The sequence below is a fragment of the Pseudomonas sp. SYWMCR5 genome (assembly GCF_057197165.1).
On sequence record NZ_JBXUNH010000001.1, the window covers coordinates 1166545 to 1190535 of the forward strand.

The following is a 23991-nucleotide window of genomic DNA, read 5'->3' on the forward strand; positions in this document are numbered from 1 at the left end:
CATCGCCGGGGTCAGAAACCGCGGTGTCCTTTTCGCGGGCAAGCCCGCTCCTACAGAAATCAGTGGAGTACCTGTAGGAGCGGGCTTGCCCGCGAAAAGAACACCACCGAGCAAAGGTCAGTAGATCAAGGTCAACCCAGGCAGCTCGACCCGCCGCGCCTGCAGTTCATCGCTCAGCACCCCGCCAACCGCCGCCAGCTGATCAAGGCGAAACACCCCGCTCACCTCGCGCTGCGCGAGCTGCGAATCCACCACCATCAACCTGCCCGGGCGATAGCGGTTGAGCCGCGCCACCACCTCGGCCAGCGGCTGGCGCTCGAACACCAGCACCCCGCGCTCCCAGTCGGTGGCCCGTTGCAGGTTCTGCTCCGGCCAGGGCCGCACACCAGCGGCCTGGTCATAGCGCACGCTCTGCCCCTGCTCCACTACCTGGTCGGCGCGCCCCCGCTGTGGCGGGCTCAGCAAGTCGACGGCAACGCGATGCTCGAGCATCCCGACCCAGCCACCCTCGCCCGCCTGCCCGACCACGAAGCGTGTGCCCAGCGCGCGGGTGGTCGCTCCGGCATATTCGACCACGAACGGCCGCCGCTCGCGCTCCGTCACCGGCGCCGCACTGAACACCGCCTCGCCCGCCAGCAAGCGCACACGTCGCTCGCCATGGTCGAAGGCCAGGGCAATGGCGCTGCGGCTGTCCAGATCGACCAGGCTGCCATCGGGCAGCGTCACCCGCCGCACTTCGCCCGCGCCAGTGACATAGTCGGCTCGCCAGTCCAGCAGCAGTTGCGGCGCCTGCGCCACACCGAACGCCACCACCAGCATGGCCGCCACGCCCGTCATCGCCCGACGCCAGCGCGAACGACGGCGCACTGGCCGCGCAAGCGTCGGCGGCAACCCACGACGCACCGGCAACGCCAGCTCGCTCAAGGCGCCCAGATCGGCCCAGGTTGCCCGGGCAAACTCATAGGCCTGCACATGCCGCGGATCGGCGGCGCACCACTGCGCCAGCGCCCGCTGCTGCTGGTCGCTCAGAGGGCCGGCACTCTCACGCACCACCCACTCGGCGGCCTGCTCGCGAATTGCTTGCTCGGGCTGGTTCTCGCTGCTCACACGGTTCTCTCGCGATCTGGTTATGTCTGGGCTGACGTCTGAAGGGGCAATTGTCAGTAAACCGTTGGTCATCCGCCGTCCTGCAGGCACTGCATCACATAGGCCAGGGCCTTGGCCAGATGCTTCTGCACGGAGCTGTCGGAAATCCCCAGGTGGCGGGCGACCTCGGCATGGGTCATGCCTTCGAGGCGGTTGAGACGAAAGACCTGCTGGGTGCGCTCGGGCAGCGCTTCGAGCATGGCTTGCACGCGGCGCAGGTGCTGCTCGCGGGCAGCCTGCTCCTCAAGCCCCGGGCGCTCTTCGACGATGCCTTCGAGGGCCTCGTGGGGCACCAGGTCGGTCTTGCGCCGCTGCTGCTGGCGCAGGTGATCGATCATCAGGTTGTGCGCCGTGCGGTACAGGTAGCCCGGCGTGTTGTCGATGGTTTCCTGGCGCTGCTGCTCGGCCAGGCGCAGGAAACTTTCCTGCACCAGGTCGGCAGCCAGCTGCGGATCACGCACCTTGCGCGTCAGCAGCCCCTGCAGGGTTTTCGCATGCTTGATGAACAAGCGCTTGAGATCGGACTCCGCCACACACACTCCAGCTGGTGGTCGCAAGGTGGCGGAATGCTACTCGCTACTGAGAATCAGTTGCAAGAAGATCGGTCATTCGAACAGTGCGTCCAAGGCCTGCTCCAGACGCGTCACCGCAATCACCTGCAGCCCTGGCGGGGCTTCCTTCGGTGCGTTGCCCTTGGGCACGATGGCGCGCTTGAAGCCATGCTTGGCCGCTTCTTTCAGGCGCTCCTGACCGCTGGGCACCGGGCGCACCTCGCCAGAAAGACCGATCTCGCCGAACACCAGCAGGCCATGGGCCAACGGCCGGTTACGCAGGCTCGACATCACCGCCGCCAGCAGCGCCAGGTCGGATGCGGTTTCCAGCACCTTGACCCCGCCGACCACGTTGAGGAACACGTCCTGGTCATGGGTGGGGATACCGCCATGGCGATGCAGCACCGCCAGCAGCATGGCCAGGCGATTCTGGTCCAGGCCCAGGGTGACCCGTCGCGGGTTGGCCAGGTGGCTGTCGTCGACCAGCGCCTGCACCTCGACCAGCATCGGCCGGGTGCCCTCCCAGGTGGCCATCACCACGCTACCCGGCACCTCTTCCTGGGTACGGTTGAGGAAGATCGCCGAGGGGTTGGACACCTCCTTCAGGCCACGATCGGTCATGCCGAACACGCCCAGCTCGTTGACCGCACCGAAGCGGTTCTTCACTGCCCGCAGCAGGCGCAGGCGCCCGTCCGATTCACCCTCGAAATACAGCACGGTGTCGACCATGTGCTCCAGCACCCGCGGGCCTGCCAGCGAGCCTTCCTTGGTCACGTGGCCAACCAGGAAGATCGCCGTGCCGCTTTGCTTGGCATAACGCACCAGCAGCGCCGTGCTCTCGCGCACCTGGGCCACGCCGCCAGGCGCCGACTGCAGTTGTTCGGTGAAGATGGTCTGGATCGAGTCGATCACCATCACCCGCGGCTTTTCCACCCGCGCCGTGGCGATGATGGTTTCGATGCAGGTTTCGGTCATCACCTTGAGCTGGTCCTGGGGCAGGCCCAGGCGCCGGGAACGCATGGCCACCTGCTGCTGCGACTCTTCCCCGGTGACGTACAGCGCCGGCATCTGCGTGGCGATGTTGCACAGGGTCTGCAGCAGGATGGTGGACTTGCCGATCCCCGGGTCGCCGCCAATCAGCACTACCGAACCATCGACCAGGCCGCCGCCGAGCACGCGGTCGAGCTCGGTGCTGCTGGTGGTGAAGCGCGGGATCTCCTCGACGCTGACCTCGGCCAGGGTCTTGATCTGCGCCTGCTGCCCAGTCCAGCCCGCACGCCCTGAAGGCGCTGCGGCGCCGGCGCTTTCGATCATGGTTTCAACGAGGGTGTTCCAGGCGCCGCATTCGCCACACTGGCCGGCCCATTTGGGAAAGGTCGCGCCGCACTCGGTGCAGCCATACAAGCGCTTGGCCTTGGCCATCGGGTCAGTCTCCTGGGCAAAGACCGCCATGATAGCCCAAGCCCGATGTGCCTCGGGCGCTGCTGCGTGCGACAAAACTATTCGTTCTAATGGCAGTCTGTAGCCCTGAATGCAGCGCATGAAGCGTTTTAGTGGCTTACACTGCGTTTACCTCACCATTTGTTACAAAGGAATAAAACATGGGCGTGCTCAGCGAGTTCAAGGCCTTCGCGGTCAAGGGAAATGTCGTCGACATGGCGGTTGGTATCATCATCGGCGCGGCCTTCGGCAAGATCGTCTCGTCGTTCGTGGGCGACGTGATCATGCCGCCACTGGGCCTGCTGATCGGCGGTGTGGACTTCAGTGACCTGGCGATCACCCTCAAGGCCGCCGAAGGCGATATCCCGGCGGTGGTGCTGGCTTACGGCAAGTTCATCCAGACCGTCATCGACTTCGTGATCGTGGCGTTCGCCATCTTCATGGGCGTGAAAGCGATCAACCGCCTCAAGCGCGAAGAGGCCGTGGCCCCCACCACCCCACCGGTGCCGACGCCACAGGAAACCCTGCTGACCGAGATCCGCGACCTGCTCAAGGCGCAGAACCGCCAGCCGTGACCAAAACGCACCGGGGCCGCGATACGGCCCCGGATAGCGTCGCGCGCAAAGCGCCCTACCAGTAATTCTCCACCGCCACCTGCCCCGGCCGCTTGCTCAGGCTCAGTTGCAGGTCGCGCGCCTTCAGCACCTTGCGTGTCTCGTCGATCATGTCGGGGTTGCCGCACAGCATGATCCGCGAATGCTCCGGCGAAAACTCCAGGCCCGCCGCCCGCTCCAGCTCGCCGCTCTCGATCAGCGTGGTGATCCGCGCATTCAGGGCGCCAGGATGTACCTCACGCGTGACCACCGGAATGAACTGCAGCTTGCCGGCGAACTCGGCCAGGTAGTCGCGCTGCTCAAGCCCGGCGATCAGGTCCAGGTACGCCAACTCCTTGGCTTCACGCACCGAATACACCAGCTTGATGTTGTCGAAGCGCTCCCAGGCCTCGAAGTCCTGGAGGATCGATACGAAGGGCGCGATACCGGTGCCTGTGGCCAGCAGCCATAAGTCGCGGCCACCGACGAAGCGATCCAGGGTCAGGTAGCCGAAAGCCTGACGATCGATCAGCAGTGTGTCGCCCTCTCCCAGCCGGCTCAATTCGCTGGTGAACTCGCCACCCGGCACCACGATGGAGAAGAAGTCGAGAAACTCGTCATGGGGCGCGCTGACCATCGAATAGGCCCGCCACACCACACTGCCGTCGGCCTTGGACACCCCCAGGCGCGCGAACTGCCCGGCCCGAAAACGGAACCCCGCATCACGCGTTACACGCAGGCTAAAGAGGTTCGGCGTCAAAGGTTGGACATCGAGCAGGGTTTGCGAAGTGAACTTGTCGGCACTGGCGGTCATGACGGACTCCCAAGGTGAATACGCCAAGTGTGGCGCAAAGTGACGCGCAGGAACACCGAGGAGCTGTAGGGTCTCGTACAGATCAGGTACAACAAAATCTATATTCAAGCATTGGCTATAGCGAAAAATTTCCTGCGCGTTAGTCAGCTTTTCCTACACTCGGATGGATGCCGTGAAATTATGGATCCACTTGGAGCAAGAACATGTCGCATTGGAAGCCCGAGAATCTCCATGCGTTGCTGGGTGAGCGGCACCCAGAACGCATGTTCGACCAAGCCATCGCACTCGTTCAAGAGATGGGGATGGAGTACCTCGGGCTTACGCTGCACCTACATGTTCCTGCACAACGTGCCCATGTGATCCTGTACAACAATTTTCCCAAGGAGTGGAATGCCCACTATCAGGCAGATCGCCACTTCATCGAGCAAGACCCTGTCATGGCCCTCAGCCGCAGCTCCACGGCCCCAGTACTCTGGGAAGACGAACTCTATAAAGAGGCCCCCGAATACCGTAGCCTCGCCTGCAGTCATGGCCTGCGGCATGGGTGGACGCAATCGCTCCACGATCACATCCACGACATCAGCCAGCTCAGCGTGGCCCGCCCCAGGCACCCGATCTCGACACTCGAATTCCTGGCCGAGAGCGCACAATTGCTCTGGCTGCACAACGTGCTGCATGAGTTGATCTGCAATCATCACCGTAAGGCGATGGATCCGGCCCCAGCCTTGACCGACCGTGAGCTGGAGGTCACCAAGTGGACCGCTGATGGCAAGACCGCATCAGACATCGCCTGCATTCTCTCGCTGTCGCCGAGCACCGTGAACTTTCATATCCGCAGCGTGATCACCAAGCTCAACGTGTCCAACAAGACCGCTGCCGTCGTGGTTGCCGTGCGTCACGGTTTAATCTGAGAGTAACTGCCCGTCATCGGCAAAGCCCTGTAGAATCGAACGTTTTGACACCTGTGGTCGTCCACCACAGGCAAAGCCGCATCGAGTCCGTTCCCCCATGCCCCTGCTGACCAGCCCCTTCGCCGAACTCGACCTGATCCGCCAGCCGGAGCAGAACAACGACCCCCTGCAAGCCTTCGACGCTGCCGACGAGTACCTGCTGAGCCATTTGGCAGCCCAGGCACCTCAAGCCGCGTGCCGCGTGCTGATCCTCAACGACAGCTTCGGCGCCTTGGCGGCAAGCCTCGCCGGCCACGTGCAGGTGACCAGCAGCGGCGACTCCTATCTGGCCCACCTGGCCCTGGAGAAAAACCTCGCGCGCAATGGCAAACCTTACGACAGCGTGCCCTTCGTACCCTCCAGCGATCATTGGCAGGGGCCGTTCGACCGCGTACTGATTCGCGTACCCAAGACCCTCGCGCTGCTCGAGGAACAACTGATCCGCCTGCAGGGCAAGCTGGCACCCGGCGCCGAAGTGATCGCCGGGGCGATGATCAAGCACCTGCCGCGTGCCGCCGGCGACCTGATGGAGCAGTACATCGGCCCGGTCCAGGCGTCGCTTGCGCAGAAAAAGGCCCGCCTGCTGATCGCCACGGTTGGCGAGCGCCCCGTCGCAGCTTCGCCCTACCCCACCCGCTACCGCCTGGACAGCCCAGCGCTGGAGCTGGTCAACCATGCCAACGTGTTCTGCCGCGAAAGCCTGGACATCGGCACCCGCGCCTTCCTCCCGCACCTGCCGCGCAACCTCGGCAGCGCCCGGGTCGCAGACCTGGGGTGCGGCAATGGCGTGCTGGCCATCGCCAGTGCACTGACCAACCCGGATGCGCACTACACGCTGGTGGACGAGTCGTACATGGCCGTGCAATCGGCGCGGGAAAACTGGCAGGCGGCATTGGGCGATCGCGCAGCGGACATCCACGCCGATGATGGCCTGGCCGGGCAGCAGAAGCAGTCGCTGGATGTGGTGCTGTGCAACCCGCCATTCCACCAGCAGCAAGTGGTCGGCGACTTCCTCGCCTGGCGCATGTTCCAGCAGGCCCGGGAGGCGCTGGTGGTCGGCGGCGCGCTGTACATCGTCGGCAACCGCCACCTGGGCTATCACAGCAAGCTGTCGCGGTTGTTCCGCGGTGTGGAGCAGGTCGCGGCGACGCCAAAGTTCGTGGTGCTCAAGGCGCGCAAGTGATCGTAGGGCCAACTGTCTTGTAAAAAACCCAAAAGCCAGCCCAATGTCGGGTCCAGGCTTAGGGTTTGAAACCAGCCAGTCTTCTGTGGGGAACCAGTCCTCTGTGGGAACCAGTCTTCTGTGGGGAACCAGTCTTCTGTGGGAACCAGTCTTCTGTGGGGAACCAGTCTTCTGTGGGGAACCAGTCTTCTGTGGGAGCGGGCTTGTCCCGCGATCACCGGCGCAGCCGGTGCCATGCACCGCAGTATCCTTTTCGCGGGCAAGCCCGCTCCCACAAGGACCGGGCTGGCCTTTAGATTTTGAACAAGGAAGGTGCTCCTACCAGGACAACAAAGCCCTTACCCGGCTCAATGCGTACTCAACCCCGCCGCACTCATGAACATGCGCATGCCATAGGCCACGATCCCCAGCGCCGCGACACTCAGCGCCCAGATCAGCACCAGCCAACCCAGGCGCTGCCACAGCGGTTTCTTCTCCTCGATATCCATCGCCCGGCACTCCCTAGTGGTAGCCGTCGTCGTGGGTCACCTTGCCGCGGAACACGTAGTAGCTCCAGAAGGTGTACCCCAGGATGAACGGCAGGATGAACAGCGTCCCCACCAGCATGAAGCCCTGGCTCTGCGCTGGCGCAGCGGCATCCCAGATCGAGATCGACGGCGGGATGATGTTCGGCCACAGGCTGATGCCCAACCCGCTGTAGCCCAGGAAGATCAGCACCAACGTCAGCAGGAACGGCGTGTAGTTGGCGTTGCGCGCCACCGCCTTGAGCAACCCATAGAAGGTCACCAGCACCAACACCGGCACCGGCATGAACCAGATCAGGTTGGGCATGCTGAACCAACGATCGGCGATCTGTGGATAAGCCAGCGGCGTCCACAGGCTGACGATGCCGATCACCACCAGCAGCACCAGCGCCAGCGGCCGCGCCAGGTCGTGCATCTGCTTCTGCAGCGGCCCTTCGGTCTTCATGATCAGCCAGGTGCAACCCAGCAGCGTGTAGGCCACGATCAGCCCCAGGCCGCTGTAGATGCTGAACGGCGTCAGCCAGTCAAACGCGCCACCCGCGTAATGGCGGTCGACCACCTTGAAGCCCTCGATGAAGGCCCCCAGCGCCACGCCCTGGAAGAAAGTGGCCACCAGCGAACCCCAGATGAACGCCTTGTCCCACAGGTGGCGCTTGTCGGCCTTGGCCTTGAAGCGGAACTCGAAGGCCACGCCACGGAAGATCAGGCCCACCAGCATCAGGATCAGCGGCAGGTACAGCGCCTCGAGCACCACCGAGTAGGCCATCGGGAAGGCCCCGAACAGCCCCGCCCCGCCCAGCACCAGCCAGGTTTCGTTGCCGTCCCATACCGGGGCGACGGTATTCATCATCACGTCACGGTCACGCTCGCCCTTGACGAAGGGGAAGAGCATGCCGATTCCCAGGTCGAAGCCATCCATGACCACGTACATCATCACCCCGAAGATGATGATCACGGCCCAGATCAGCGGAAGATCGATACCCATGGCTCAGTTCCCCTTGTTCAGGCTGACGGCGTCGTGTTCCGTGCCGTCATCGGCAGCCGACAGCGGCCGCGCTGGCGTGCGTTTCTGCCCGGGACCTCCCGGTGGCTGCGTATCGCCCTCGCCGGTATGCGGCCCTTTGCGCACCAGGCGCATCATGTAGCCGATGCCGGTGCCGAACAGCGCGAAGTACACCACCACGAACATCACCAGGGTGAAGCCAAGCTGTCCGTAGCTGTGGTTCGACACCCCGTCTGCCGTGCGCATCAGCCCATACACCACCCACGGCTGACGACCGATCTCGGTGGTGAACCAGCCTGCGAGGATCGCGATCAACCCCGACGGCCCCATCCACAGTGTGAGGTAGAGGAATGGCCGCGAGCTGTACAGCGTGCCACGCTTGCGCAGCCACAAGCTCCACAGCCCCACGAAGATCATCAGGAAGCCCAGCCCGACCATGACCCGGAACGACCAGAACACGATGGTCGAATTCGGCCGGTCTTCAGGCGGGAACTCCTTCATGGCCGGTACTTGCTTGTCCAGGCTGTGGGTCAGGATCAGGCTGCCCAACGCCGGAATCTCGACTTTGAAGCGCGTGGTCTCGGCCTGCATGTCGGGGATGCCGAACAGGATCAGCGGCGTCGGCTCGCCGGGCTTGTTCTCCCAGTGGCCTTCGATGGCGGCGATTTTCACCGGCTGGTGCTTGAGCGTGTTCAGGCCATGGAAGTCACCGATCACCGCCTGGATCGGCGCAACGATCAGCGCCATCCACATGGCCATCGACAGCATCTTGCGCACCGCCGGATTATCCCGCCCGCGCAGCAGATGCCAGGCCGCCGAGGCACCGACGAAGAACGCCGTGGCAACGAACGCAGCCGTGGCCATGTGCATCAGGCGGTAGGGGAACGAGGGATTGAAGATGATCATCAGCCAGTCGACCGGCACCACCCGGCCATCGATGATCTCGTGGCCCTGGGGCGTCTGCATCCAGCTATTGGAGGCGAGGATCCAGAAGGTCGACACCAGCGTGCCGAGCGCCACCATCACCGTGGCGAAGAAGTGCAGCCCACGCCCCACGCGGTTCCAGCCGAACAGCATGACCCCGAGGAAACCGGCTTCGAGGAAGAAGGCAGTCAGCACTTCGTAGGTCAGCAAAGGCCCGGTGACGGCACCGGCAAAATCGGAGAAACGGCTCCAGTTGGTGCCGAACTGATAGGCCATGACCAGCCCCGAGACCACCCCCATGCCGAAGTTGACGGCAAAGATCTTCGACCAGAAGTGGTAGAGGTCGCGGTAGACGTTGTCGTTGGTCTTCAGCCAGAGGCCTTCGAGGACCGCCAGGTAGCTCGCCAGGCCAATGGTGATGGCCGGGAACAGGATGTGGAAGGATACGGTAAACGCAAACTGGATTCGGGCGAGCTCCAAGGCCTCTAAACCGAACATAGTGCTTCCTCTTCAGGTAATCCGGGCGTCCGGGCTCGTGACCCTCGCGCTCACTGCCCCCACGGTGATCGAGTGCGCTGTTGTCGAATTGTTCTGTTCGATCGCAGGGATTCTGGCCAGGCGGCCAACTCGTTTCATCTGGAACGATTGATCCAGATCAACGACTGTTGGAAAGCATAGTCCCGAATGCCAGGGCAGGCTGTGTGGTGGTTTGCCGCGTGACCGGTTGCCTCACCCTCTTTACTCGCGACGGGTTTGGTGGATCGCCCGGTCAACCCCGATGGAACCCTTGGCCAATGGCCACAGTCCACCTTTCAGGCCCACCTTCCAGAGGCCTTCACCAGGAGACACCCATGAAAGGTACAGCGCTTTCCGCCCTCTTCGCGGCCGCCACCCTGCTGGCCTCGCCTGTATTCGCTGCCGATGACTTGTGCGCGATCAACCTGCAGAAGATCAACGACAGCATGGCTACCGCCGGCGCCACGTCCGAAGGCCTGGACAAGGCCCTCACCGAGCATGTCGACAAAGCCAAGGCCGCCCAGGCCAGCGGCGATACCAAGGAGTGCATCGCCATCACCAGCAAGGTGCTGGAGCGCCTGGAAAAGACCGAGAAAGGCAGCGGCTCGGCCGGCGGCAGCGGCGCCTGAGCCGCTCTGTTGCAACGGGCGGCGGCACCAGCAGTCGACGCCGCCCGCGCAAAGGCGTATACTCGGCGGCACGTGTCGAGAGATACGTCAGCTAGAGCTGAGTGTGGGGCCGATCAGGATTCGACGCCGGTAGCGAAACTCTAGGTGCATGCCGAGTTGGTAACAGAACTCGTAAATCCACTGTTGCAACTTTCTATAGTTGCCAATGACGAAAACTACGAGGGTTACGCTCTCGCTGCGTAAGCAGCTGAGCCCGCTCTCCTGGTAGCTTCGGCTCCAGCAATCATCAGGGGATGCCTGTAAACCCGAAATGATTGTCATACAGAACAGGATCGTCGTGTAGCACGTTGGGGGCAAAGCGACTAAAACTTACCCAACTCGTCCAAAGCACCCTGCCCGTCGGGCGGCTGCGGATTAACTCAATAGACACGGCTAAGCATGTAGTACCGACAGCGGAGTACTGGCGGACGGGGGTTCAAATCCCCCCGGCTCCACCATTACAACATCTAAAGACGTCCACGGACGTCTTTTTTTGTGCCTGAAATCCAGTAAATACGGGGCTTTCCGCGTCATCACAATCCGATAGCGTCCAGCAGCATCTACGTTTTCGTGTATTCCACGTGGTATTCCAAGCACTCCACTGGTATTTTTTGGAATACACAACAAGCTCTGGAATACATCATGGGTGCCCAAGCCACGCGCCTTTCAGACCTCAAAGTCAAAGCCGCCAAGCCTAAGGAAAAGGACTACACGCTGACTGATGGCAACGGCCTTCAGATGCGAGTGAGAATCAATGGCTCAAAGCTGTGGAATTTCAACTATATCCATCCCGTAACGAAGAAACGGATCAACATGGGGCTAGGCACCTTCCCAGAGGTGAGCCTGGCTCAGGCACGCAAACGAACCGTTGAGGCTAGGGAGCTTGTCGCTCAAGGGATCGATCCTAAGGAACGGCGCAACGCTGATCGGCAAGCGAAAAAAGCAGCCACCGAACACACCTTCCAGAACATCGCGACGGCTTGGTATGAGTTGAAAAAGGACTCAGTGACGCAGGCCTACGCCGAGGACATCTGGCGCTCCCTGACACTGCACATCTTCCCGGACCTGGGCACCACCCCGATCTCCGCCATCAATGCACCTCAGGTCATCAACCTGCTCCGACCGCTCGAAACCAAGGGCAGCCTTGAGACTGTTAAACGGCTGACTCAGCGACTCAATGAGATCATGACTTACGGAGTCAACTCTGGACTGATTCACGCGAACCCGCTCAGCGGCATCCGCTCTGTCTTTAAGAAACCGAAAAAGAAAAACATGGCAGCACTGCCTCCCGATGAGCTGAAAGAGCTCATGGTGGCAATCGCCAATGCCAGCATAAAAAGAACGACACGCTGCCTGATCGAATGGCAGCTTCACACCATGACCCGCCCTGCAGAAGCAGCGACCACTCGCTGGTCGGACATTGATATTGAGAAGAAGATCTGGACGATCCCTGCGGAGCGTATGAAAAAACGCCGTACACACATTATCCCGCTCACGGATCACGCACTGGCATTACTGGAAGCAATCAAGCCCTACAGTGGCCATCGGGAGCATGTGTTCCCCGCAGACCGGAACCCTCGTACCCACAGCAACAGCCAAACCGCCAACATGGCGCTGAAGCGAATGGGTTTCGAAGGGCGCTTGGTCAGCCATGGCATGCGTTCAATGGCCAGCACCATCCTCAACGAACACGGCTGGGATCCTGAACTAATCGAGGTGGCGCTTGCCCATGTCGACAAGGACGAGGTCCGCAGCGCCTACAATCGGGCGGACTACATCGAGCGCAGGCGTCCGATGATGGCCTGGTGGAGCGAGCACATTCAGGAAGCGGCTACCGGCAACCTTTCGATGTCAGCGATTAAGGAAACTCGGAACAGAAAGATCGTTTCGATCCGCTGATCAGTGGACCACTAACAGCCCAGGCCGTGTAAAAACGTGCCTGGGCGGCGAACACAAGCACGATCTACTGCAAACGATATTTACCTTGTCTGTTTTTGAAGGCCGGCTCAGTGCCTTCAAGGATCTCCACGACCTTTGCCTTGATGCCCGGATGCTCTATCGCACCAGCTTCGTAATCAAAGCGGTTACCGGCCTTGTCGCAGGTGGCATGAATGATTTGTTCCGCGTCGCACACGACAGCAAGGTTCGGATTGTGGGTAACCATGATGACTTGGCGACGCTCTTTCGCCCGTTTGATACAGCGCACCAGCACGCGGAATATTGTCTGGTTATCTAGGTTCTCTTCAGGCTGATCAATCACGATTGGAATATCGTCTTCGTCGACGAGCAAGTAGAACACCAGAAGCAACAAGCCCCGTTCTCCCGGTGACAATTGACCGATTTCTTGACCCTCATAAGTTAGCGAGTACTTGGGAGCAAGGTAGTCTAGGGAGTAGAGGTAGTTCAGCAACTCTTCCGCAGATACACCCCGAGCCAACTGGTCTGTGAGACGAGTCGGCTTGTCCGATTGCCCATCTCTACGGTCGTAATGGAGCAGGTCGTCTATCTGTTCAACGAAAGTGACCGTTTCTTCAGGGGTCTCGAAGCTTGCCGCCATCAACAGCGAACGGAGCCTCTGCGCACTTTCCTCGACCCCCATGAACGAACCTTTTACGCCTTTATTGATGCGCTTGAGCAACTGTTCTGCGAAGCCTGTCTCTTCGATCCGGACCTGGAAATCGAGAGGAAGGCCGATTTGCCTTTGCTCGTCGGAGTTAACGAAGCGTTGGACGGGGAGATAAAGGCGACTGAACTCGTTTACCATCGCTTGGATTAGCCCATGCATCTCATGCGTTAGCCCTGCTCGTTCAGTGCGAAGGGCTTGAAGTTGATCCGGCAAGCCGTCCAATGCGGCAATCTCGGCGTCAAGCTGAGCGATGCTCCCTGGCTTGTCGGGCGAGCCGATGATTACGGATTTGGAGCTTTCCCAGCGAGCCAGATTTTCCTTGTAAAGCACAAATTGGCGCTCAGCCTCTCCTAGCATTCCCTTTTGTTGGGTGAGTTGCGCCATGGCCTGATTCATGCGCTGCGAGATGCTGCCGTCGACTTGGCTGGTGATTTGCGCATCGACGTGGGCTGCTTCTGCATGAGCTTGCGAAGCTATAACAGCAAGAGGGTCGGTGTTTACGGTCATGGTGACCAAAGTCTCTGCAGCGACCTCCGCTCCTAGCTCCCTCAACAGCTCTTCTAACTCAGCGACGAAGCTTGCGTGCTGCCTCTGATGATTCGTCAGCGCCGTTGCAATGCGTTTGGCAATGGCCTCTCTTTTCAACGCTGCGGCTTTAGCAGCTTGGCTGGCGTCCAGCTCTGACTGAATCTTTCTCACTTCCGCTTCAAGCGCTTCGATGCGACCAGCGGCTTGCTTAGAGTCTTCAAGCGCCTCCGGCGCGACGCTTGGATCCTGAACCTCAAGAGGCTTGGCTTGCTCCAGAGCCTTGAGCTCAGCGTGTTTTGCTGTCAGAGCTTCCTGCAATGACCTACGAAACTCAGGGGTAGACCGACGCTCAGCCTCAACGACCGCTGAGTTAATTTTCGCTATCGCGTCCTTGAGTGCTCTACGGGCTTGCTCGATCTCGGCGACCTTGAACTCAAGCAGCTCATCCATGGACGCTTTACCAAGCCGCTCTTCCTCCGGAACGTGGGAGTAGATAATCTTGCGAAGCTCGGCATCGAAGGTGGAGGAACCGCCATCCCCGAGTTCATTGCAGAGATCCTCAAGGTAGCTTTGAGGGAGGTACTTAACCCGTTCGACTCCGGCTGGATCCGGATCCTCATGCAACGAGCGCTCAGTCTCTGTCCCATCAAGCCATTTTAGAGTCCCTTTAAAGTGCTCGGCGAACCTACGCTTGGGGCTTCGAAACCGTGTGTCCTTCAAGAAAGAGAATTTCTGATGATGCCGCGTGTTGCCGACCAAAGCGATGATGTCGGAAAGGGCGCTCTTGCCACTGCCTTTGTTACCAATAATCGCAACCAAATCGGGGTTCAGGGCAATATCGAGGTCGAACCAGGGCTCCGGCAAGGGGGAGCCAAAGTTCTTTTTCACCTTGATGGCGTGAATGAACTTAGTCTTTTTCTGATTGACCTTGTGACGCTTAGGCGGGATGTCGCCTACAAAAACTCGATCGTCGAACTCATGGATGGCTTGGACGAGGCCTTGAAAGGTGGGATCTGCCTTGATCCAAGTGAAGCAGTTACCAATGCGATCCTTATCATTTGCGGTACTAAGCGCGTGAGAGTCTGAGCAGTCGAGCAGGCGGTGGTTCACCTCTGCTTCTTTCAGTTTGTCTCTAGCCCTTGCATAAGCCTCAGGGTTAGCAGCGGCGGTGAAAACCAGATCAGCCTCATTGATCACGGTCTTCTTTTCAGCAATCGTATGATCGTTCCAGCGCAGACTTTCCCACTCGCTCTTGCCGATTGCGATCAGGTACTTGCCATCGAAATGGTGGGAGCTCAACGCTTTCCGTACCGCGTCGAAACTGACATTCAGATTGTTGAAGCCAACCTGAATAGGAGAGGGCATTGCCGCACGCATAGGCTCAGGCATTGAGCCAATGACCTGCTCGCCGAGTTCAATCAGGTTGTTTCTTGTAATCACACCGCCCCAACGACCACCCTTTGAACCAGGAACCAGTGAGTAGTTTTGGGATATAACGGGCATGAATTGCTCACGTATGAGCTGTGCGTCAACTTCGTCGAAGATGACGTGGAGATTGATCCTGCTCCAACTTGAAGGAGCGTACCCGTCCTCGCCCTTCTCCAGAATGGCACCGAACTTGTCAAGCCGTAGTTCGACGACGGGAAGCACCAGGTCAATGTTGGCGAGACGTCCCTTTCGGCGCTCTGCCTGCACTCGCTCATAGCCATCGACGAACAAGTAGTCATTGATCCCTAGAACCTTGAACTCTGCAGGCAGCTTTTCGAGGTCATCAAGGAACGCCGCCCAAGCCGCTTCCTTTTCTCCAGGATAACGGTGAACAAGCGACTCAGGTGTATGCACATGTAGATCCCATTTCTTCCATGTGGATCCGGGGAGGTTTATAGGCATCGCACGTCCTTGATATCCAAGCCAAACACTCAAAATTATCGGCGGGCAGTAGTACATCGTACGAGCTGCATAAAGCCACGCTCAAGTCCCGACCGCAAGCCCATTGCTGCCATGCTATTTGGCAGCGGCCATTTCGGCCCGCTCCTACCTCTCACAACTGACCTATCGGGTCGACTGCAGCCCATCGCGGCCATGATGAGCCGGTCACAACACAGCCATTCGATTCAAAAAAATCTCAGCCCTACATAACTGCCATGACATCAACACCAAGGAGGTTCGTCCCATGTCATTGCAGTGCCCTCGCTGTCACGCCCCCAAAGTCGCTTCCTTCCATCACGCCATGAAAGCCGGCGCTGCCATCGGCACTGTCGGTGGTGTTGCGCGCGGCGTCAGCGCTGCTCTGGCAGGTGGTCAGGCCGGTGCAGCACTCGGCGCATTCGCCGGACCTGTCGGCATCACCCTCGGTTCCGTATCGGGCGCTATCCTCGGCGGTCTCGCCGGCGGGGTCGGTGGCTGTGCGCTCGGCGCTCAGCTGGGTGAGTCGCTCGACCGTCACGTCCTGGCCCACAACCTCTGCCTGCTCTGCGCTCATCGCTTCAACCTGCCGGCCTGATCTGGCTCCGTCTCCGTCCTCATTTCACTCATCCGGTCGGTGCTGCGCCTGGCGCAGCGCTTTATGCCGGTTTGCATCCCAAGGAATCCTCACATGGCACATCTCGTCGAAACCATGGCCTATGCCGGCGCTGCTCCCTGGCATGGTCTGGGCAATCAGCTCACTCAGAAACAATCCATCGAGGTCTGGCAACGCGAAGCCGGCATGGACTGGCAGATCCAGGAAAGTCCCGTGCACTTCAAGTCGGATGCTGTCGGCCACCTGGGCGCCATCCATTCTTTCCCGGAGCAGAAGGTGCTCTTCCGTTCGGACACCAAGGCACCGCTGTCGGTGGTCTCGCAGCGCTATCACACCGTGCAGCCGCGTGAGGTATTGGAGTTCTACCGCGACCTCACCGAAGTCTCCGGCTACGAACTGGAAACGGCCGGAGTGCTCAAGGGCGGACGTAAGTTCTGGGCGCTGGCGCGTACCGGGCAAGGTGCTGCCCTCAAGGGTAACGATCAGGTCAACGGTTATCTGCTACTGGCCACTTCCTGCGACGGCACCCTGGCCACCACGGCCACGCCAACTACGGTGCGCGTGGTCTGCAACAACACCCTGACCATCGCCCTGGACGGTACCAGCCGGGCGATCAAGGTGCCGCACAATACCCGCTTCGATCCCAAGGCGGTGAAGAAGCAACTCGGCATCGCGGTATCCCAGTGGGATGAGTTTATGTACCGCATGCGCGCGCTGGCCGAGCGCAAGGTGCGGTGGCCCGAGGCAATGAGCTTCTTCATGAGCGTGCTGTGCGAGACCAGCCCGACAGGAGCCCTGCCGGAGCAACTGCCCAACGAGCGCGCCCTGCGCAAGGTTCAGGAGCTGTACGAAGGCCGTGGTCGCGGTAGCCAGCTGGACTCGGCACGAGGCACCGCCTGGGGCCTGCTCAACGCCGTCACCGAGTACGTCGACCACGAGCGCCGTGCGCGCAGCAACGAGTACCGCATGGACTCGGCCTGGTTCGGCCAGGGCGCGCAGATTAAGCAACGTGCCCTGGATAACGCGCTGCAGCTCGCCGCTTAACCCTCACTCACATCAACCCTCGCGCCCGGTCAGCCTTGTGCTGGTCGGGCGTTTTTATGTCTGCAGGTGAATACCATGAAAGCAACGTCATTGAACGGCAGCACCAGCAAGAAACGCCCTGCCCTGCACCTGGTCAGCACCAAGGAGCTGCCGCGCGAAGACTGGCTGCAGATCCGCAAGCAGGGCATCGGCAGTTCGGATGCTGCGGCTGCCGTGGGTCTCAACCCCTACAAGTCGCAGCTCGAACTGTGGCTGGAGAAAACCGGCCGAGACACCACGCTGCCGAAGGCCGATCCCCACGATGAGGAGAGCCCGATGTACTGGGGCAACGTCCTGGAGCCCATCGTGGCCTGGCATTACAGCAAGCGCACCAAGAACAGGGTACGCCGCATCAACGCCGTGCTGCAGCACCCGGATCCGGAGCTGCCCTGGATGCTGGCCAACATCGACCGCGAGGTGATCGGGGCTGACGATGTGCAGATTCTCGAGTGCAAGACGGCCGGCATCAACGGGGCACGCCTCTGGAAGGAAGGCGTGCCCGAATATGTCCAACTGCAGGTGATGCACCAACTCGCCGTCACCGGCAAGCAGGCGGCAGATGTGGCTGTGCTGCTCGGCGGCCAGACGCTGGAGATTCACCGCATCGAACGGGACGAGCAGATGATCGCGCGCCTGATCGAGCTGGAGCGCCGGTTCTGGCAGTACGTGGAAACCGACACGCCACCGCCGGCCGATGGTAGCGCTTCCGCCGAAGCGGCCCTGCGCTGCCTCTATCCGGAGGACAACGGCCAGGTCGTCGACTTCAGCAGCCATGCCGGACTGGCCGCTGCCTTCATCGAGCTCAAGGCTGTTCGCCAGTCGATTGCCGACAAGGAAAAGCGCGAGGCCGAGCTCAAGCAGATGCTGCAGCAGGCCATGGGCGATGCCAGTCGGGCGGAGTTCTCCAGCGGCTACGTCAGTTGGCTCAAGGCCAAGGACAGCGTCGGTCTCGATGTCGCTCAACTGCTCCAGGACAAGCCCTACCTGCAGGCCAAGTACCCGCTGCTGAAACCCGGTGCGCGGCGTTTCCTGGTCGGCTGATTTCCATCTTCATCCCCACTTTCCCTCCCCTTGGCCAGTCCATGCAGTTCGCGCTGCGTGGCTGGCCTTTTTTCATTTCCAGGAGAGCCACCATGCTCAAAGGTCTGGCTATCACCCCGCCGGTACTCGGGCGGATTTCCATCGGCAAGGTCGTCGAGAAGAACGGCAAGCGCCTGCCGGAGAAGGATGACCAGTTCACCATCACCTCCCAGGTGCAGGGCCGGGATGGCTGGCTGTTGCACCCGCTCAACGATGAACTAAGTCAGGGCAAGGACGACAAGCTGCGTAGCATCCCGGTACGTCTGCTGTTCAACGAACCGGAATTGAACTTTCGCGCCGACTACACCCTGTTCGACCGGCAGTCCGGACGCCCGCTGTGCGTCGGCAATGGCGAGACCTGCAAGCGCATCACTCAGGACGGCATGCAGTTGCTGCCCTGCCCTTCGCCGGATGCCTGAGCGAACAGCTTGAGGAACAGCAACACGCGTTGGGCAAGCAGTTGCCCAAGGTCATCAACGTTGAAGTGAGCACCTTCCAGAAGGCTGCCGAAGATATTCTCAAGCGATTCGAAAAGCATGCTCAGGAACTGACCGCGAGCTATGGAAAGCTCGGCAGTATGAAGTTCAATCAGCCTTTCAAACTCAATATCAAAATCGACAATGGCATCAAGGTTGCGGGACTGATCGCCAGCCTTCTGGGAATCGCAGCAGCCCCCTTCACCGGCGGTGCCAGCCTGTGGTTCGTTGGGGCTTCGGTTCTGACCGCTTTGATCTCGGTTGGCAAAGCGATCTGGGGCGCATTCGATTCCGACTTCAAGAAATCTCAGCAACGTCAGGCAACCGATAAAAACCTGCTCGGCGCTACCGAACAACTGCGCAGTGCATTACGTGAAAATCTGGAAAGCACACTGAGCGAAATGCAGAAGACGATCGAGCAACTTGATCGGGCGCTGGAAGCGCCTGCCAAGCAAGCTTCCAGCCAGGTTGAAACGCTGGCTCGCTCCACCAAACGCCTGAAAGTGCTCTCCCGCCAAATCGAAATCGCAGGAAAACTGTAATGGAAAATACCCTCAAGACATTCAAGGCCCAACAGGCCGACGCACTGTCGCTGCTCGAACGGTTGCAAGGTTTTCTCGACCAGGGTGCAAAGGCCGGCGTGCCGATCGACGGGGCCCTGAGCAGCAAGTTGAGGAATGCCATCAACAGCGTATCCGGTGAAAAACTCAAGGTCGCGCTGATCGGAGGTTTCTCCGAGGGCAAGACATCGATTGCGGCAGCCTGGATGGAAAAGCTGGATAAATCCAGCATGAAGATCAGTCATGCAGAATCCTCCAACGAGGTGAAAATCTATGAGGTCGATGATGACTTCGTACTGATCGACACACCGGGCCTGTTCGGTTTCAAGGAGCAGGAAAACGCCGAAACCCATGCCATCGAGAAGTACAAGGACATCACCAAGAAGTACGTGAGCGAATCTCACCTGGTGCTGTACGTGATGAACCCGACCAACCCGATCAAGGAAAGCCATAAGGAAGACCTGAACTGGTTGTTCCGCACCCTGGGCCTGCTGCCGCGCACAGTGTTCGTGCTCAGTCGCTTCGACGAGGTAGCTGACGTAGAAGACGAGCAGGACTATGAGTCCAATCTGCAGGTCAAGCGCGACAACGTCACGGGCAGGCTTCGCGAACAGATTGGTCTGAGCGATCAGGAAGCAGCCGATCTTTCGATAGTTGCCGTGGCTGCCAATCCCTTCGACCTCGGTGTGGAGCACTGGCTGTCTCACCTGGAACAATTCAAGACCCTGTCGCATATCGCAACCCTGCAAACGGCGACCACAGCGAAGATCGAGCACAATGGTGGCAGCGCTGCGCTGGCTAATGAAATGCGTACCAGCGTAATTCGCGATGTGCTCAACAACCAACTGCCGATCGCTGTCGAAAACGACCACAAGGTTTCCCTCGAAGTCAGCAAGCTTGACGAGCTCAATGGTCGGTTAGGTAAGCAATTGGCAAGCACCGGTCAGCAGATCGAAGAAGCACGTATCAGCCTGCGCGAGTTTGCCACGCGCTACTTCGCCGATCTGATCCTGCAGGCCAAAGGCTGTAGCCTTGAAACGTTCACCGATTTCTTCGAACGAGAGGTCGGTGCCGAAGGCATCATCCTCGCCACACGGCTGCAAAACGAGTTCAGCCGCCAGACCCAGTCGATCACCCTTGAGGTCGAAAAGATGCAGATTGGCTTCGACAGTGAGGTCAATCACTTCAATACGACGGTCAAAGCCCTCGGAAAACAAGGCATCAACCACGTGCTCAAGGGCAATCTCATCAACAACACCACGGTACTGGCCGCTCGAGATGGCATCTCGACGATTGCCAAGACGGTTGGCATGGATATCGGCAAATACCTGAAGTTCAAACCCTGGGGCGCAGTGAAATTCGCCAAGGGCGCTAATGGTGCTCTGGCTTTGCTGGGTGTGGCACTCGAAGCGTGGGACAGCTGGGAGCAATACAAACGCGAAGAAGCCTTCAAGAAAACCATTGCAACGATGGTCGACAACTTCGAAAAACAGCGCCAGGACTTCATCGCCTTGGTGAACGCTGAACGTTTCAAGGAAGAATTCTTCCCCGACTACCTTCAGCTCAATACCCGCCGGCAAGAGTTGCAAAGCAATCTGGATGAAAGCCGTGTGCGCCAACAGCTCTTCCAGGCATGGCGGGTTGAAGCTGAAACCATCGATGCTGAGTTCAGAACGTTGAACTAACCGCCCCAATACCCACACAGGGCAGACAGAAGCCTGGGCTACAACCCCAGGCTTCATCGGCTCATGCCCTATCGTCGATAGGGCACTGCAAGATCGCCCTGTTTGGAAGGCCTTTACTTTGAAGAGCTAAAAGCAACCACGTTGTCCGGGGGTTGCCACGGAATACCACCGGTGGATAACCGCTCTTAAAGTCCAAAGTGGCGCTGAATGTCGACCCTTGACCGGGTTTATCCACAGGCGTAGAACTGGCCGTGCGAGCGCTGTCGATGACAGCAAACTAGGTGGCCCGAGCCTTGAAGGTCACGCCGCTCTCGCGGTGGATCTCCCCCAAATGGCGATTCGCATCCGGCAACTTATGGATCAGCCGACTTTATCATTTGAGTCGCGAATTTCCTCATGCGGCTCAACGTATCTGTTGCGCATTCATTGCACACGCTCTTTCGCTCGGTTCGTAGCGTTGTCGTTTGCCGATCATCTGTTGCCACAGTGTGGAACTCAAAGCCGTCCGAGCACCAGCGCGTATCGCTGGTTTGCACTGAATACGGCCCTCCTTCCGACGCGGCACGCTGGGTTGTTTGATCCGGCGGTCAGGCAGCAGGTTGTAATCACGCATGACCCGGTAAACCCTCTTAACATTGATCGCCGGTAGCGACCTGGTTTCACGGGCGCGACGCAGCAATCCCCAGACTCGACGGCAGCCATAGTTGGGCAGTTCGCTGACCTGTTGTTGGATTTCGGCCACCAGTTCAGCGCCCTTCACAAGCCTGCCTCGCCGTGCTTTGGGCGATGCCGATTGCTTGATTCGAACCGCTAGTTGCGAGCGCGCCACGCTGAAACATTCGCTGACCAGCTTCACGGGTCGTCCCGCGGCAACAAAGGTGAGTGGATAAACCATTTTCGCGACCGGGCTATCTCCACGGCCGCTTTGAGGATTTGCGCTTCCATTGTTTTTTACCCAGCATCCGTTGCAGTTCACGGATCTGCTTGAGCGCATCGCTCAGCCCTGAGGCCGGCACTACAGCTTCTCCGGCACTGTGTCGTCCCGGTTCAGCTTGGCATTAATGCCGTTGCACCGAGCCACCACCGACACGTTTTGTCCTGGCTCAAGGCTCTCGCGAACCTGGCTAGTTTTTGCTCCGGGCTCCAGCAACGGTGCCGCTCCTGGCCCAAAAGCTCCCCCGTTTGCCTATCCCTTGCCGTAAGGGTGAAACGGTGTCTTGTCTTTCAGGGTGCTCGTTCATCCGGTTTCATTAGACCACTACAAAACCACCGTAGGAAATTTCCTACACAGTAGTTTATCTGCATATTTTAATATCTTATAGGGTGCGCGCCGAATGAGGCCACTCAGCTACTAACAGGGTCTGACCTTTCCGTTTGAATTATGGTGTGAGGTTTTATTACGCCATTATGCTCACCTAGATCAGAGAGGGGCTGAACGGAAAGCTTTCTTGGCATTTTAGGAAGAACGTACATGTCGAAAGTAATAATTTTTGATAAAAAAACTCAAACACAAAATTTGGTCGAAGGCCCGGAAGTAACATTGCAGACGGCATCCGTTGTCATCGTTAATGCAGGGCAACTCTCCGTCAGGCAAATGACTCGCAGCGGCGACAATTTGATTATTGATTTTCTCGACAAAAAAAGGTTAGTGATTAAAAAGTTCTTTGACGATCGCGATAGCAAAGAGAACTCCCTGGTCTTCAATGATAATGGGCAATTGACAGAAGCCGTTATTCAAGAGCCCGCACTTGCAAATCAGCCACTGGGGGTCAGCTACGAACCGTTTCAGCAAAGCGCACAAAATGCACAGGGTGCCGACTCCGTGCTGGGTAAAATCAGTTCATCATTCAATGATCTTTCGCCATTAACTAAAGGCGCTCTATTGGGTGGTGCAGCCTTGGGGGTGTTCGCATTAACTCAATCAGGTGGTGGAGGGGGGGGAGGGCACCGGGTTAACACCGTAAAACCGAATACCACGGCTCCAGAACCTCCACAGGTTAAGACAGCCACTAAAGCCGACGGTACCATGGCTGTCACTGGCAAAGGAGCTCCTGGCTCGCGCATTGACTTCACCTTTCCGGATGGCTCAAAAATTAGCGTGATAGCCGGGAACGACGGGAGTTTCAGTTTTGCAAGCAAGGTGCCGCAGCCCAATGGCTCTTTTACGGCGACGGCAACGGATAGCTCGGGGCGCACCAGCAAAACGCTGACTGGAAATTATACGGCTGACCCAAGTGCCGATACATCCCCTCCCCCCCCCCCAACAGGGTTGACCGTGATCACCAAGCCCACTGGGGGTATCGGAATCACCGGTAAAGCCGAGCCCAACAGCACGGTCAACGTCACCACACCGGACGGCAAGATCCACAACGTAAAAGCCGGACCCGATGGCAACTTCAAGTTGGATATCAACGGTCCTCAGCCAAACGGCAAGATCATCATCACTGCAACGGACGCAGCAAATAACAAAAGCTTGCCTGCGATTCTGGACTTCACTGCAGACCCGAAAATCGACACTACGCCACCGGATGCTCCGACAGGGTTGAACGTGATCACCAAGCCCACTGGGGGGATCAGCATCACCGGTAAAGCCGAGCCTAACAGCACGGTCAACGTCACCACACCGGACGGCAAGACCCATAACGTAAAAGCCGGGCCCGACGGCAATTTCAAGTTGGATACCAACGGTCCTCAGCCAAACGGCAAGATCATCATCACTGCAACGGACGCAGCAAATAACAAAAGTTTGCCTGCAACCCTGGACTTCATTGCAGACCCGAAAATCGACACTACGCCACCGGATGCTCCGACAGGGTTGAACGTGATCACCAAGCCCACTGGGGGGATCGGCATCACCGGTAAAGCCGAGCCCAACAGCACGGTCAACGTCACCACACCGGACGGCAAGACCCACAACGTAAAAGCCGGCCCCGACGGCAATTTCAAGTTGGATATCAACGATCCTCAGCCAAACGGCAAGATCATCATCACTGCAACGGACGCAGCAAATAACAAAAGTTTGCCTGCGATTCTGGACTTCATTGCAGATCCGAAAATCGACACTACGCCACCGGATGCTCCGACAGGGTTGAACGTGATCACCAAGCCCACTGGGGGGAT

At 59.2% G+C, this 23991-nt stretch carries 20 protein-coding genes, 1 other RNA gene and 1 pseudogene; 13 read left to right on the top strand and 9 right to left on the bottom strand.

Going from position 1 to position 23991, the window contains the following annotated elements:
* Positions 1-117 precede the first annotated feature (117 nt).
* From AC2CGW_RS05390 to radA, 3 genes are all read right to left on the bottom strand, one after another.
* Entirely contained in the window at positions 118-1107 is a 990-nt protein-coding gene (locus AC2CGW_RS05390) for a FecR family protein (protein WP_426351793.1), read from the bottom strand.
* Between the two features lie 68 nt (positions 1108-1175).
* Complete coding sequence (locus AC2CGW_RS05395; protein ID WP_186668387.1) at positions 1176-1679, bottom strand: RNA polymerase sigma factor; 504 nt, start codon at positions 1677-1679, stop codon at positions 1176-1178.
* 72 nt (positions 1680-1751) lie between these two features.
* The gene (gene radA, locus AC2CGW_RS05400; protein WP_186710007.1) at positions 1752-3119 is read right to left on the bottom strand and encodes a DNA repair protein RadA; all 1368 of its coding nucleotides are present in this window, start codon (positions 3117-3119) and stop codon (positions 1752-1754) included.
* Between the two features lie 179 nt (positions 3120-3298).
* Between radA and mscL the strand changes: the two genes are divergently transcribed.
* Positions 3299-3712: a large-conductance mechanosensitive channel protein MscL gene (gene mscL / locus AC2CGW_RS05405; protein ID WP_054894040.1), complete on the top strand. Its 414-nt coding sequence runs from the start codon at positions 3299-3301 to the stop codon at positions 3710-3712.
* 55 nt (positions 3713-3767) lie between these two features.
* Here mscL and AC2CGW_RS05410 read toward each other — a convergent pair whose 3' ends face one another.
* On the bottom strand, positions 3768-4544 hold the full coding sequence (locus AC2CGW_RS05410) for a ferredoxin--NADP reductase (RefSeq protein WP_186668392.1): 777 nt from the start codon (positions 4542-4544) through the stop codon (positions 3768-3770).
* 203 nt (positions 4545-4747) lie between these two features.
* Here AC2CGW_RS05410 and AC2CGW_RS05415 point away from each other — a divergent pair, with 203 nt between their 5' ends.
* Both AC2CGW_RS05415 and AC2CGW_RS05420 read left to right on the top strand, forming a co-directional pair.
* Complete coding sequence (locus AC2CGW_RS05415) at positions 4748-5455, top strand: autoinducer binding domain-containing protein (protein WP_484573637.1); 708 nt, start codon at positions 4748-4750, stop codon at positions 5453-5455.
* Positions 5456-5552: 97 nt separating this feature from the next.
* Positions 5553-6677, top strand: coding sequence for a methyltransferase (locus tag AC2CGW_RS05420; protein ID WP_186709991.1), 1125 nt, complete (start codon positions 5553-5555; stop codon positions 6675-6677).
* 347 nt (positions 6678-7024) lie between these two features.
* Here AC2CGW_RS05420 and AC2CGW_RS05425 read toward each other — a convergent pair whose 3' ends face one another.
* From AC2CGW_RS05425 to AC2CGW_RS05435, 3 genes are read right to left on the bottom strand one after another with little or no spacing between them, the layout of a single operon-like run.
* Positions 7025-7165, bottom strand: a complete 141-nt coding sequence (locus AC2CGW_RS05425) for a DUF2474 domain-containing protein (RefSeq protein ID WP_063546145.1) — start codon at positions 7163-7165, stop codon at positions 7025-7027.
* 13 nt (positions 7166-7178) lie between these two features.
* A complete protein-coding gene (gene cydB / locus AC2CGW_RS05430; protein WP_186722437.1) occupies positions 7179-8186 on the bottom strand; it encodes a cytochrome d ubiquinol oxidase subunit II in 1008 nt (335 codons plus the stop codon).
* Between the two features lie 3 nt (positions 8187-8189).
* Positions 8190-9626 carry a cytochrome ubiquinol oxidase subunit I gene (locus tag AC2CGW_RS05435; RefSeq protein WP_484573638.1) on the bottom strand — a complete coding sequence of 479 codons (1437 nt, stop codon included), beginning with the start codon at positions 9624-9626 and terminating at the stop codon, positions 8190-8192.
* Positions 9627-9979: 353 nt separating this feature from the next.
* Here AC2CGW_RS05435 and AC2CGW_RS05440 point away from each other — a divergent pair, with 353 nt between their 5' ends.
* From AC2CGW_RS05440 to AC2CGW_RS05450, 3 genes are all read left to right on the top strand, one after another.
* A complete protein-coding gene (locus AC2CGW_RS05440) occupies positions 9980-10273 on the top strand; it encodes a hypothetical protein (RefSeq protein WP_063546147.1) in 294 nt (97 codons plus the stop codon).
* Between the two features lie 105 nt (positions 10274-10378).
* Positions 10379-10770: a transfer-messenger RNA gene (gene ssrA / locus AC2CGW_RS05445) on the top strand.
* Between the two features lie 184 nt (positions 10771-10954).
* A complete protein-coding gene (locus tag AC2CGW_RS05450) occupies positions 10955-12211 on the top strand; it encodes an integrase domain-containing protein (protein WP_484573639.1) in 1257 nt (418 codons plus the stop codon).
* Positions 12212-12275: 64 nt separating this feature from the next.
* Here the strand turns inward: AC2CGW_RS05450 and AC2CGW_RS05455 are convergent, their stop codons facing one another.
* Positions 12276-15356, bottom strand: coding sequence for a TrlF family AAA-like ATPase (locus AC2CGW_RS05455; protein WP_484573640.1), 3081 nt, complete (start codon positions 15354-15356; stop codon positions 12276-12278).
* Between the two features lie 283 nt (positions 15357-15639).
* Between AC2CGW_RS05455 and AC2CGW_RS05460 the strand changes: the two genes are divergently transcribed.
* The 6 genes and pseudogenes from AC2CGW_RS05460 (at position 15640) to AC2CGW_RS05485 (ending at position 20871) form a co-directional block, all read left to right on the top strand.
* Entirely contained in the window at positions 15640-15969 is a 330-nt protein-coding gene (locus tag AC2CGW_RS05460) for a hypothetical protein (protein WP_484573641.1), read from the top strand.
* 93 nt (positions 15970-16062) lie between these two features.
* Positions 16063-17031: a DUF932 domain-containing protein gene (locus AC2CGW_RS05465; RefSeq protein ID WP_484573642.1), complete on the top strand. Its 969-nt coding sequence runs from the start codon at positions 16063-16065 to the stop codon at positions 17029-17031.
* A 75-nt stretch (positions 17032-17106) separates the two neighbouring features.
* Positions 17107-18111, top strand: a complete 1005-nt coding sequence (locus AC2CGW_RS05470) for a YqaJ viral recombinase family nuclease (RefSeq protein WP_484573643.1) — start codon at positions 17107-17109, stop codon at positions 18109-18111.
* A gap of 92 nt (positions 18112-18203) precedes the next feature.
* Positions 18204-18566: pseudogene (locus AC2CGW_RS05475) on the top strand (recombination directionality factor); the annotation flags it as partial.
* 32 nt (positions 18567-18598) lie between these two features.
* Positions 18599-19168 (top strand): hypothetical protein, encoded by a 570-nt coding sequence (locus tag AC2CGW_RS05480; protein WP_484573644.1) that lies wholly within the window; start codon positions 18599-18601, stop codon positions 19166-19168.
* Entirely contained in the window at positions 19168-20871 is a 1704-nt protein-coding gene (locus AC2CGW_RS05485) for a LeoA/HP0731 family dynamin-like GTPase (protein WP_411383275.1), read from the top strand. The genes AC2CGW_RS05480 and AC2CGW_RS05485 overlap by 1 nt, the downstream gene beginning before the upstream one ends.
* A gap of 403 nt (positions 20872-21274) precedes the next feature.
* On the opposite strand, the gene AC2CGW_RS05490 is transcribed toward AC2CGW_RS05485, so the two are convergent.
* Positions 21275-21727 carry an IS3 family transposase gene (locus AC2CGW_RS05490; RefSeq protein ID WP_484573645.1) on the bottom strand — a complete coding sequence of 151 codons (453 nt, stop codon included), beginning with the start codon at positions 21725-21727 and terminating at the stop codon, positions 21275-21277.
* Positions 21728-22342: 615 nt separating this feature from the next.
* Between AC2CGW_RS05490 and AC2CGW_RS05495 the strand changes: the two genes are divergently transcribed.
* Positions 22343-23991 (top strand): Ig-like domain-containing protein (locus tag AC2CGW_RS05495; protein WP_484573646.1); only part of this gene is annotated, 1649 nt, incomplete at its 3' end.

Bases quoted from the DNA above. Each gene is read 5' to 3' on its own strand.
- AC2CGW_RS05420 (WP_186709991.1), top strand. From the start codon at position 5,553: ATGCCCCTGCTGACCAGCCCCTTCGCCGAACTCGACCTGATCCGCCAG.
- radA (WP_186710007.1), bottom strand. From the start codon at position 3,119: ATGGCCAAGGCCAAGCGCTTGTATGGCTGCACCGAGTGCGGCGCGACC.
- AC2CGW_RS05470 (WP_484573643.1), top strand. From the start codon at position 17,107: ATGAAAGCAACGTCATTGAACGGCAGCACCAGCAAGAAACGCCCTGCC.
- AC2CGW_RS05415 (WP_484573637.1), top strand. From the start codon at position 4,748: ATGTCGCATTGGAAGCCCGAGAATCTCCATGCGTTGCTGGGTGAGCGG.
- AC2CGW_RS05425 (WP_063546145.1), bottom strand. From the start codon at position 7,165: ATGGATATCGAGGAGAAGAAACCGCTGTGGCAGCGCCTGGGTTGGCTG.
- AC2CGW_RS05460 (WP_484573641.1), top strand. From the start codon at position 15,640: ATGTCATTGCAGTGCCCTCGCTGTCACGCCCCCAAAGTCGCTTCCTTC.
- mscL (WP_054894040.1), top strand. From the start codon at position 3,299: ATGGGCGTGCTCAGCGAGTTCAAGGCCTTCGCGGTCAAGGGAAATGTC.
- AC2CGW_RS05435 (WP_484573638.1), bottom strand. From the start codon at position 9,626: ATGTTCGGTTTAGAGGCCTTGGAGCTCGCCCGAATCCAGTTTGCGTTT.
- AC2CGW_RS05450 (WP_484573639.1), top strand. From the start codon at position 10,955: ATGGGTGCCCAAGCCACGCGCCTTTCAGACCTCAAAGTCAAAGCCGCC.
- AC2CGW_RS05410 (WP_186668392.1), bottom strand. From the start codon at position 4,544: ATGACCGCCAGTGCCGACAAGTTCACTTCGCAAACCCTGCTCGATGTC.
- AC2CGW_RS05485 (WP_411383275.1), top strand. From the start codon at position 19,168: ATGGAAAATACCCTCAAGACATTCAAGGCCCAACAGGCCGACGCACTG.
- cydB (WP_186722437.1), bottom strand. From the start codon at position 8,186: ATGGGTATCGATCTTCCGCTGATCTGGGCCGTGATCATCATCTTCGGG.
- AC2CGW_RS05455 (WP_484573640.1), bottom strand. From the start codon at position 15,356: ATGCCTATAAACCTCCCCGGATCCACATGGAAGAAATGGGATCTACAT.
- AC2CGW_RS05440 (WP_063546147.1), top strand. From the start codon at position 9,980: ATGAAAGGTACAGCGCTTTCCGCCCTCTTCGCGGCCGCCACCCTGCTG.
- AC2CGW_RS05465 (WP_484573642.1), top strand. From the start codon at position 16,063: ATGGCACATCTCGTCGAAACCATGGCCTATGCCGGCGCTGCTCCCTGG.